We start from the raw sequence: 9,321 nt of genomic DNA, 5'->3' as shown, positions 1-9,321 counted from the left end.
GGTTTTATACAAGGCAGAGGCTGCGTGGCATAGTTATTCTATGTGAGCCAGCCGATAACACAGTAGAAAAGCCAATCAAGCGCTGCCGAAGGGTTCTTTTTGAGCGCACTTTTCTCATTGTTGCTCGATATTCGCTTAGATTACTAGGCCACACATCGAGCGCCGCGATAAAAGCACGCTCAAACAGAACAAAAATAGAACAGCAAAGATCAACAGACCCTAAGCTTTGCGACGCTTAATTTTAACACCTAAACCACCTAGTTTATCTTCAATGCGCTGATAACCTCGGTCAACATGGTAAATGCGGTCTACCACGGTTTCACCTTGTGCAATCGCACCTGTCAGAATCAAACTCGCAGAAGCACGAAGGTCTGTAGCCATTACCTGTGCACCACTAAGTTGCTCAGTGTGCTCACAAATGGCGGTATTGCCTTCTAAGCGAATATTCGCTCCCATACGCTTTAGCTCTGGCACATGCATAAAACGGTTTTCGAAAATCGTTTCGGTAATCGTTGCACTACCTTCAGCAACCACATTTAACGCTGTAAATTGTGCTTGCATATCGGTTGGAAAGCCCGGGTGCGGAGAGGTTTTAATATTAACCGCTTTTGGCATGCGACCACGCATATCAAGGTAAATACTGTTATCCGCAAGCTCAATGTGTGCGTTAGCATCACGTAGCTTTTCAATAACCGGTTCTAAACTAAAGTGGTCAGTGCCATGACATAGCACTTCGCCTTTCGCCATTGCCGCTGCAACTAAGTAAGTACCCGTTTCGATGCGATCTGGCAAAATACGATGCTGACAACCTGTTAGCGACTCTACACCGGTTACTTCAATACGATCCGAACCAGCACCTGAAATCTTCGCACCCATAGCACTTAGGTACTTAGCTAAGTCGGTGATTTCCGGTTCGCGTGCTGCGTTTTCTAATACAGTGACACCGTCAGCTAAGGTTGCCGCCATTAGTAAGTTTTCGGTCGCACCTACGCTCACCACATCCATAAAGATATGTGCGCCTTTCAAGCGACCATTTACTTTGGCATTAATGTAACCGCCTTCTACCGTGATCTCCGCGCCCATTTTTTCAAGGCCTGAAATATGAAGATCAACTGGACGAGCACCAATAGCACAACCGCCTGGTAACGACACCTGCGCCTCACCAAAACGTGCTAACAATGGCCCTAAAGCTAACACAGATGCGCGCATCTGCTTTACAAGCTCGTATGGCGCAAGCACTTTATCTATAGTCGCGCCATCAACGATTAAATCATCTTGCTGCCACTCAACTTTAGCGCCTAATGTTGATAGTAGTGCTTCAGTAGTATTAATGTCGCGCAAACGCGGTACATTGGTAAAACGGCTTTTGCCGTTAGCGAGGATTGCTGCAAATAAAATTGGAAGTGCGGCGTTTTTAGCGCCTGAAATAGTCACTTCTCCGGCAATAGTGCTGCCGCCTTGAATAACAAATTGATCCATTTATGCCACCTATAGCATCATCAATTTGCGATCACGTTCCCATTGCTCTGGCGTGTAGGCTTTAATTGATACGGCATGCATTGTGCCGTCAGAAATCTTTTCCATTAATGGCGCATAAACCATTTGCTGCTGTTTAACGCGCGACGCGCCAGCAAAACACTCACCTACAACAATCAATTCATAATGACTGCCTTCGGCTTTTACTTTAATAAAATCAAGCGATAATGCTTGCGATAAAATATCTTCGACTTGTTTAGGATCCATTAACTCTACTCAAATAAATTCTCTACGTGACCCAATTGCATTAGCTTTTTGAGTTGCTCAGGTAAGTGGACAAGTTTAAGGCTTATATTGTTCCGTTGCAATTGTGAGAAATTATAGATGAGCCAAGCAAGGCCGGCAGTGTCAACTTTCGCAACCTCGCTCAAGTCGAGCGTTAGGGTTGATTGAGTTGGAACTTTGGGTAGTTTAACACTCGGTACTGAGTAGCGATTAAGCTCGCCACTCAATACATAAGTTGTATCATCAACCGCTTTTAACGTAAGTAAAGACATTACTTATTCACCAGCAAATTGCACTGGCAACTTGCTCTTTTTATCTAGCATATCAATTACGTAACCAAGACCTTCTGTACGCAGAATACCGTGAAACTCTGATTGCTTAGCATCTAATAAGCTAATGCCTTCAGGTAACATATCGAAACCTTTCCATTCGCCTGATTTAGTTTTGCGTACTTTAAAGTCGATGTTGATATCTGGCTTACCTGATTCAACAATTTTAGTTTTAACAAGCACTAACTTATCGTCTGAAAAGTCTTGAGCTGGTGCAAATTCTACCTCTTGACCACGATATTGCGTAAAAATACCCGCATAAGACGTAATTAAATATTCGCGAAATACATCAATAAAGCGTTTAAGGTTTTCAATTTCCGCCTTTTGCTGTTCTTTATCTTTAATATTACGCACTTTAGAAATATAGCTACCAAGCACACGCTGCGCCGCATAACGATAATCGATATAAGGAAGTAGTTCTTGCTCAACCACTACTTTTAAATGGTTTTTATCTTGTTCAATAATCGCTTTATCTTGAGTGATACGAGCAAAGGTATTCTCTGCAACCGTTCTCACCATTAAATACGGGTTACTTTCGTCCACTTCTTTAGCAACTGATACGCTCGATGCCAATACCAGTAAAATCGCAAATAAATATTTCATCATCTTAACTATTACAATCCTAATTAATCGTTACTTTGGTTAAACAAAAACTGACCTATAAGCTCTTCCAATACCAGAGCTGATTTCGTATCAGTAATAAAGTCACCATCTTTTAAAACCTTTACTTCTTCGAGGCCAAACATTTCACTTAGTTCATCCTCGCCATTCATATCTTTGTGCGCAATCACACCAGGGTTAATACCTAAATACTGCTCACCAAGAATGCCTGAAGTTAATATATTGACCGACGTAGTTTCGGTAAAATTGCTGTATTCTGTCGCAATTTTCATGTGCACAACAGGAACATAGTCCGTAGGGTCTAAATTAATTGCTTCAACGCGACCCACTACAACACCACCTACCTTGATTGGTGAGCGCACTTTAAGCGAACCTATATTGTCGAATTTTGCAAAAAGGCTGTAAGTATCGCCATTTCCACTCATGCCCGCATTCGCTACTTTAAGTGCCAGCATCACAATTGCTGCTATACCTAAACTAACGAAAAAGCCTACTAATATTTCAATTTTCTTCGAATTCATTTTTTACCCTTTACGCGCCAAACATAATTGCTGTTAGCACAAAATCTAATCCCAAAACTGCCAGTGATGACTGCACTACGGTTTCTGTTGTTGCTTTACTAATACCTTCAGAAGTTGGTACACAATCGTAGCCTTTATAAAGTGCAATCCAAGTCACAACAAAAGCAAATACCACAGCTTTAATTGCGCCATTTAAAATGTCTTTTTCAAACGATACTTGTGCCTGCATAATTGACCAAAAACTACCTGAATCCACACCAAGCCAATCAACACCAACAATATGTGCACCAAGAATCGCTACCGCCGAGAAAATCATCGCAAGTAACGGCATACTAATCATGCCAGCCCAAAAACGTGGCGCAATCACACGCTTTAGGGGATCTACAGCCATCATTTCTAAACTAGTTAACTGTTCTGTTGCTTTCATTAAACCAATTTCGGCAGTTAATGCACTGCCTGCACGACCAGCAAATAACAAAGCCGTAACTACTGGGCCTAACTCTCGCAATAAGCTCAGCGCAACCAATGGGCCAAGACTGTCTTCAGCACCGTAATCCACCAATACTGTGTAGCCTTGTAACGCCAATACCATGCCGATAAAAAGGCCTGAAACTAAAATAATAATCAGTGATAAAAAGCCAACCATATAAAGTTGCTTTATCAATAATGGTGTGCCCTTTTTGAAATTTGGCACACTAAAAATAGCGCCTAACAACATAATTAGCGCACGGCCTATGCCTGCTAGTGTGTCTAGTGTATTGCGGCCGATTGTTTGAATAGTATTAACCACGTTCGCTTCCCATTAATAAATCTTGTTCGTATGGCGCAGCATCAAAGTGGAATGGCACAGGACCATCAGATAGCCCTTGTAAAAACTGTTGAACTAACGGCGATTTTGACTGAGCGACCTGTTCAGGTGAACCTTCGCCAATCACTCCTTTATCCGCTAAAATCACGACATGATCCGCAATACTCATCACCTCTGTCACATCGTGCGTTACCACCAAAGAAGTGATGTTAAGTGTTTGATTTAATGATTTGATTAACTTAACTAACACGCCCATTGAGATTGGATCTTGGCCCGCAAAAGGTTCATCGTACATGATTAATTCAGGGTCGAGTGCAATTGCCCGAGCCAGTGCCGCACGCCTTGCCATACCACCTGAAAGCTCTGACGGCATTAAATCACGCGCGCCACGTAACCCAACCGCTTCTAATTTCATTAATACGATAATGCGGATAACATCTTCTGACAGTTTAGTATGTTCACGAAGTGGAAAAGCAATATTGTCAAACACGCTCATATCAGTGAATAGAGCGCCGCTTTGAAATAACATACTCATACGTTCACGCGCTTGGTATAACTCGCTGCGTGACATTTTCGGAATGCATTCACCTGAAAACAAAATGTCGCCTGAATCGGGTTTCAGCTGACCACCAATCAAACGCAACATGGTTGTTTTACCAATACCACTTGGTCCCATTATCGCGGTGATTTTTCCTGTAGGAACGCTAAAGCTCATGTTTTGATAAATCACTCTATCGCCACGAGAAAAGGTAACGTCCTTTATTTCAACTAAACTTTGCGACAAGTCGCTCTCCTAGAATTAATTGCGCACTGTATTCTAAGCGTTTTAAAAATGTTGTGAAACCTATGAAAAAGTAAATATTTGTAATAACACTTACAAAAGCTGTGTTTTAAATCCAGATTTGATATTATTTGGTGTTATCTAAATTTAGGTTTTTATTCAATAATGTTGTTATCAATTGCTATTTTAATTGCAGGATTTGTCGGCTTAGTTTGGAGTGCGGATCGCTTTGTTTTTGGTGCGGCTGCACTGGCAAAGAACTATGGTATTCCAACATTAATTATTGGTTTAACAATTGTCGCGATGGGCTCATCGGCACCAGAGATGATGGTATCGGCGCAAGCGGCGCTAGCAAAACAAACAGACACTGCTGTCGGTAACGCGGTTGGTTCAAATATTACTAATATTCTGCTAGTACTAGGTATTACTGCACTGTTGCGCCCGCTGAGTGTGTCATCGAGTACACTAAAACGTGAAATGCCAGTAGTAATGCTAGTATCCCTTGGTGCTTGGTACATTTTATCGGACAACTATTTAGCATTCGGTGAAGGCGTTGCACTGATGGTGAGTTTCTTCATTTTTATTGCAGCAGTAACCATTATCTCGGTAAAACAAAGCAAAGCAGCCAATGCCGAACACGATCCCTTCGTTGACGAAGCCTGCGACGAAGTGCCTGACAATGTGCGCACACCGATTGCGCTTATGTGGTTAGTTATCGGCATGGCGATTTTACCTATCAGTTCACATTTTATTATTGAATCAGCAACCGACATTGCCAAACTATTTGGTATTAGCGATTTGGTGATTGGCTTAACTATTATTGCAATTGGTACCAGCTTACCTGAACTTGCGGCCTGTGTTGCTGGCGTACTTAAAAATGAAGACGACTTAGCACTAGGCAACATTATTGGCTCAAATATCTTTAACCTGTTAGCGGTATTGTCGCTTGCAGGCATTATTAATCCATCGAGCGTTGATCCTGCAGTATCAAGTCGCGATATCTTAATTATGTTAGGTGCAACAGCAGCCCTTATTGCGATGAGTTTGAGTATTCGCGGTTCACGCCGTATTAATCGTGTTGAAGGTGGTTTGTTGTTAGCTACCTTTTTAGGATACCAATACCTTATTTTCTCAACAGTAAGCGCTTAAGGCAAAGTCATGAACTTTATTGCTCGCGGTAAACGCGTTTTAGAAATCGAAAAAAATGCCATTGAGCAACTCGCTCAATATATTAACGATGACTTTAGCAATGCGTGTCAGTTGATGTATGACTGCAAAGGCCGTGTTATTGTCATTGGTATGGGAAAATCGGGTCATATAGGTAATAAAATAGCAGCAACGCTAGCAAGCACTGGCACACCCGCTTTTTTTGTCCACCCAGGCGAAGCAAGTCACGGCGACTTAGGCATGATCACACAAGATGATGTGCTATTGATGATCTCTAATTCAGGTGAAACCGCAGAAGTGATTAACCTGATCCCCGTAATCAAGCGCATTGGTGCAAAAATCGTAGGCATGAGTGGCAAACAACACTCAACTCTTGCACAACAATCTAATGTGCATATTTGTATCGCTATTTCAGAAGAAGCCTGCCCTTTAGGACTAGCACCTACAGCAAGTACTACAGCAACCTTGGTGATGGGCGATGCGATTGCTGTTGCATTGCTTGAAGAAAAAGGCTTTACCGCCGATGATTTTGCTTTATCACACCCTGGCGGCAGTTTAGGTAAGCGCCTATTGTTAATGCTTAAAGACATTATGCATCAAGGCGAAGCATTACCTGTGGTCGCTGAAAACACAACGGTTAAAAACGCTCTGTTAGAAATGACAGCCAAAGGGCTTGGTATGACAGCGGTTGTCGACAATAACGGATTACTTTCAGGTATTTTTACCGATGGTGACCTGCGCCGGATTTTAGAACAACGCATTGATATTCACGCTACAGCTATTTCAGAAGTGATGACTAAACAGTGCACAACAGCAAATGAATCGATGCTTGCTGCTGAAGCCTTAAACATAATGGAACAAAAGAAAATAAACGGCTTGCTTGTAGTTGACCAGCAACAACAGCCAATTGGCGCACTTAATATGCAGGATTTACTAAGGCAGGTGTTTTATGAGTTTAACTGCATCACAACAGCTTTTTAACGAATTATATGCACAAACCAGTGCTGACGTATTTGCAAAAGCAAGCAAAATTAAACTGTTAATTTGCGATATCGATGGCGTATTTTCTGATGGTCGCATTTACCTTGGTAATGATGGCGAAGAACTTAAAGCATTTCACACTAAAGATGGTTTTGGTATTAAGTCGCTTATCAATAGTGGCGTACAGGTTGCGGTGATTACTGGGCGTAACTCAAAGATTGTGGAAAACCGCATGAAAAGCCTTACTGTTCAGCATATCTATCAAGGGCAAGAAGATAAAATAGTCGCTTTTAATAACTTAAAACACGCGCTATCACTTGATGACGAAAACATTGCTTATATTGGCGACGATAGCCCTGATTTACCCGTAATGGAATTAGTTGGCTTTGCCGTAGCAACCAATGATGCTCACCCTCTGGTAAAACGCATCGCTGATTATAAAACTACCATGGTAGGCGGTTTTGGAGCTGTAAGAGAACTGACCGATTTAATTATGCTGAGCCAAGACAAAACACTCAGCCATGCAGGCAGTAGCAGCTAATGTCGGCGCGTATTGCACTTACTATACTTTTCACCATTGCTATGGTTTGGCTTTGGTTGCCTTACTTCTTTACACCTAAAGAACCAAAGCCGATTGTTGAAAACGTTGCCAGTATTCCTGATTACATTGCAACCGACTTAAAACAAACCAACTTTAATAAATCTGGTACTGTTAGCCATAAAGTGATGGCGCGAAAAATGTCGATGTATCAAGATTTAGGTTTTACCCACTTTGAAAAACCGCAATTTACTATTTTTTCAGAACAAGGTGTGTGGCAACTCACAGCCGATGAGGCCACGCTCTACAATAACGAAAAGCTCATTTTGGAACAAAACGTTATTGCCAAAAGTCTAACGCCAAATATCATGCTCAATATAATTGAAGCGGCAAGCGTAGAATATTTAATTAATAGCAAACTAATGACTTCTCAATCCGAAGTAAAAATGACAGGTCCGGGACTTGAAATTAAAGGACAAGGCCTCAATGCTAATTTAGAAGAGCAAGTTATTAAGTTAATAAACCATACAAAGACCACTTATTATGACCAATAACATGACGAAATTACTGTCAATCGCTGGACTAGCCTTCACTTTGTGTATCACAAGTGGACACGCTATCGCTGAGCAGATCAAACTTAAGCACCCACTTGAGATTGACGCCGATGAGCAAGCTGCTCGCTTAAAAGAAAATGTCGGTATTTTTCGCCATAATGTGCAAATTAAGCATGGCAATATGACCATCACCGCCGATTACCTTGAGGCACATAAACGAGCTGAGTTAGGAGATAACCAGCAATTACTTATTGCCAGTGGTGACCCGGTAAAATTTATTGCTGAACAAGAAGATGGGTCAATCATTGTCGCAAGTGCTAAAAAAGTCACTTACGATGTGGCTAAATCATTATTTACAATGTCTGGTGGCGCCAAATTTCAACAAAATGGCGACATGATGTCAGCAGATACCATCATCTATGATCGCGCTGCTGAAACAGTGACGTCTAAAAAAGCTGAAAACTCAACTAACCAAGTAAAAACCATCATCAATACGCAAAATGAACAAGGCGAACAATGAGCACATTAATTGCCGAAAAGCTGGCTAAAAGTTACAAATCACGCCAAGTGGTAAAAAATGTTGGTTTAGAAGTAAAGGCTGGCAGTATTGTTGGTTTGCTTGGTCCTAACGGTGCCGGTAAAACTACGACGTTTTACATGATTGTTGGTTTAGTACCGAGCGACAATGGCGTTATTCGTATTGACGATAATGACATTACACTGCAACCAATGCATAGTCGCGCCCGTTTAGGCATAGGCTATTTACCGCAAGAATCGTCGATTTTTAGAAAGCTCACTGTGTATCAAAACATCATGGCGATTCTAGAAACACGCAAAGAACTTAATCGTGTGCAACGCGAAGAAGCGCTCGATGATTTATTAGAAGAATTTAACATTGGCCATATCCGAGATTCACAGGGTATGGCATTGTCGGGTGGTGAACGTCGTCGTGTCGAAATTGCGCGCGCATTAGCCGCAAACCCCAAATTTATCCTGTTAGATGAACCTTTTGCTGGTGTTGATCCTATTTCAGTGATAGATATAAAGAAAATAATTGAGCATTTGAAAAATCGCGGCATTGGCGTGTTAATAACAGACCACAACGTGCGTGAAACCTTAGATGTATGTGAAAAAGCCTACATTGTTTCTCACGGCGAATTAATCGCATCTGGCACGGCTGAAGACGTTTTAAACAACCAAAAAGTACGCGATGTATACCTAGGTGAACAATTCAGACTATAGTAATAGTTATAGGCCTTA

Annotated in this window: 13 protein-coding genes; 6 read left to right on the top strand and 7 right to left on the bottom strand. The window is 41.7% G+C overall.

Annotated elements, in window-relative coordinates:
• Window positions 1-219: 219 nt before the first annotated feature.
• The 7 genes from murA to mlaF are packed head-to-tail and all read right to left on the bottom strand — an operon-like array spanning window position 220 to window position 4,824.
• Entirely contained in the window at window positions 220-1,479 is a 1,260-nt protein-coding gene (murA, locus tag C2M30_RS21030) for a UDP-N-acetylglucosamine 1-carboxyvinyltransferase (protein WP_100914274.1), read from the bottom strand.
• Window positions 1,480-1,488: 9 nt separating this feature from the next.
• Window positions 1,489-1,743 (bottom strand): BolA family protein, encoded by a 255-nt coding sequence (locus C2M30_RS21025; protein ID WP_010561582.1) that lies wholly within the window; start codon window positions 1,741-1,743, stop codon window positions 1,489-1,491.
• A gap of 5 nt (window positions 1,744-1,748) precedes the next feature.
• Complete coding sequence (locus C2M30_RS21020; RefSeq protein WP_054978164.1) at window positions 1,749-2,033, bottom strand: STAS domain-containing protein; 285 nt, start codon at window positions 2,031-2,033, stop codon at window positions 1,749-1,751.
• A gap of 3 nt (window positions 2,034-2,036) precedes the next feature.
• Window positions 2,037-2,696, bottom strand: a complete 660-nt coding sequence (locus tag C2M30_RS21015; protein ID WP_054978165.1) for an MlaC/ttg2D family ABC transporter substrate-binding protein — start codon at window positions 2,694-2,696, stop codon at window positions 2,037-2,039.
• Window positions 2,697-2,716: 20 nt separating this feature from the next.
• Window positions 2,717-3,232 (bottom strand): outer membrane lipid asymmetry maintenance protein MlaD, encoded by a 516-nt coding sequence (mlaD, locus tag C2M30_RS21010; RefSeq protein ID WP_100914276.1) that lies wholly within the window; start codon window positions 3,230-3,232, stop codon window positions 2,717-2,719.
• Between the two features lie 10 nt (window positions 3,233-3,242).
• A complete protein-coding gene (mlaE, locus tag C2M30_RS21005) occupies window positions 3,243-4,022 on the bottom strand; it encodes a lipid asymmetry maintenance ABC transporter permease subunit MlaE (RefSeq protein WP_010561578.1) in 780 nt (259 codons plus the stop codon).
• Window positions 4,015-4,824, bottom strand: a complete 810-nt coding sequence (mlaF, locus tag C2M30_RS21000; protein WP_105173201.1) for a phospholipid ABC transporter ATP-binding protein MlaF — start codon at window positions 4,822-4,824, stop codon at window positions 4,015-4,017. Before mlaF ends, mlaE begins: the two co-directional genes overlap by 8 nt.
• 162 nt (window positions 4,825-4,986) lie before the next feature.
• On the opposite strand from mlaF, the gene C2M30_RS20995 reads away from it, so the two are divergent.
• The 6 genes from C2M30_RS20995 to lptB are packed head-to-tail and all read left to right on the top strand — an operon-like array spanning window position 4,987 to window position 9,303.
• The gene (locus C2M30_RS20995; protein ID WP_105173200.1) at window positions 4,987-5,970 is read left to right on the top strand and encodes a calcium/sodium antiporter; all 984 of its coding nucleotides are present in this window, start codon (window positions 4,987-4,989) and stop codon (window positions 5,968-5,970) included.
• A gap of 9 nt (window positions 5,971-5,979) precedes the next feature.
• The gene (locus C2M30_RS20990) at window positions 5,980-6,969 is read left to right on the top strand and encodes a KpsF/GutQ family sugar-phosphate isomerase (RefSeq protein ID WP_105173199.1); all 990 of its coding nucleotides are present in this window, start codon (window positions 5,980-5,982) and stop codon (window positions 6,967-6,969) included.
• Window positions 6,938-7,510: a 3-deoxy-manno-octulosonate-8-phosphatase KdsC gene (kdsC, locus tag C2M30_RS20985; protein ID WP_105173198.1), complete on the top strand. Its 573-nt coding sequence runs from the start codon at window positions 6,938-6,940 to the stop codon at window positions 7,508-7,510. The genes C2M30_RS20990 and kdsC overlap by 32 nt, the downstream gene beginning before the upstream one ends.
• Window positions 7,510-8,061: an LPS export ABC transporter periplasmic protein LptC gene (gene lptC / locus C2M30_RS20980; RefSeq protein ID WP_105173197.1), complete on the top strand. Its 552-nt coding sequence runs from the start codon at window positions 7,510-7,512 to the stop codon at window positions 8,059-8,061. The genes kdsC and lptC overlap by 1 nt, the downstream gene beginning before the upstream one ends.
• A gap of 1 nt (window position 8,062) precedes the next feature.
• Entirely contained in the window at window positions 8,063-8,581 is a 519-nt protein-coding gene (gene lptA, locus C2M30_RS20975; RefSeq protein ID WP_234004811.1) for a lipopolysaccharide transport periplasmic protein LptA, read from the top strand.
• A complete protein-coding gene (gene lptB / locus C2M30_RS20970) occupies window positions 8,578-9,303 on the top strand; it encodes an LPS export ABC transporter ATP-binding protein (protein WP_010561571.1) in 726 nt (241 codons plus the stop codon). Before lptA ends, lptB begins: the two co-directional genes overlap by 4 nt.
• The last annotated feature ends 18 nt before the right edge of the window (window positions 9,304-9,321 follow it).

The sequence above is a fragment of the Pseudoalteromonas sp. T1lg24 genome (assembly GCF_002964745.1).
Lineage (GTDB): Bacteria > Pseudomonadota > Gammaproteobacteria > Enterobacterales > Alteromonadaceae > Pseudoalteromonas > Pseudoalteromonas spongiae.
This window is presented reverse-complemented; position numbering and strand designations above follow the sequence as displayed.

Excerpts from the sequence above, each read along its gene's own strand:
- murA (WP_100914274.1), bottom strand. The coding sequence starts at position 1,479 with ATGGATCAATTTGTTATTCAAGGCGGCAGCACTATTGCCGGAGAAGTG.
- C2M30_RS21025 (WP_010561582.1), bottom strand. The coding sequence starts at position 1,743 with ATGGATCCTAAACAAGTCGAAGATATTTTATCGCAAGCATTATCGCTT.
- C2M30_RS21020 (WP_054978164.1), bottom strand. The coding sequence starts at position 2,033 with ATGTCTTTACTTACGTTAAAAGCGGTTGATGATACAACTTATGTATTG.
- C2M30_RS21015 (WP_054978165.1), bottom strand. The coding sequence starts at position 2,696 with ATGATGAAATATTTATTTGCGATTTTACTGGTATTGGCATCGAGCGTA.
- mlaD (WP_100914276.1), bottom strand. The coding sequence starts at position 3,232 with ATGAATTCGAAGAAAATTGAAATATTAGTAGGCTTTTTCGTTAGTTTA.
- C2M30_RS20995 (WP_105173200.1), top strand. The coding sequence starts at position 4,987 with ATGTTGTTATCAATTGCTATTTTAATTGCAGGATTTGTCGGCTTAGTT.
- C2M30_RS20990 (WP_105173199.1), top strand. The coding sequence starts at position 5,980 with ATGAACTTTATTGCTCGCGGTAAACGCGTTTTAGAAATCGAAAAAAAT.
- kdsC (WP_105173198.1), top strand. The coding sequence starts at position 6,938 with ATGAGTTTAACTGCATCACAACAGCTTTTTAACGAATTATATGCACAA.
- lptC (WP_105173197.1), top strand. The coding sequence starts at position 7,510 with ATGTCGGCGCGTATTGCACTTACTATACTTTTCACCATTGCTATGGTT.
- lptA (WP_234004811.1), top strand. The coding sequence starts at position 8,063 with ATGACGAAATTACTGTCAATCGCTGGACTAGCCTTCACTTTGTGTATC.
- lptB (WP_010561571.1), top strand. The coding sequence starts at position 8,578 with ATGAGCACATTAATTGCCGAAAAGCTGGCTAAAAGTTACAAATCACGC.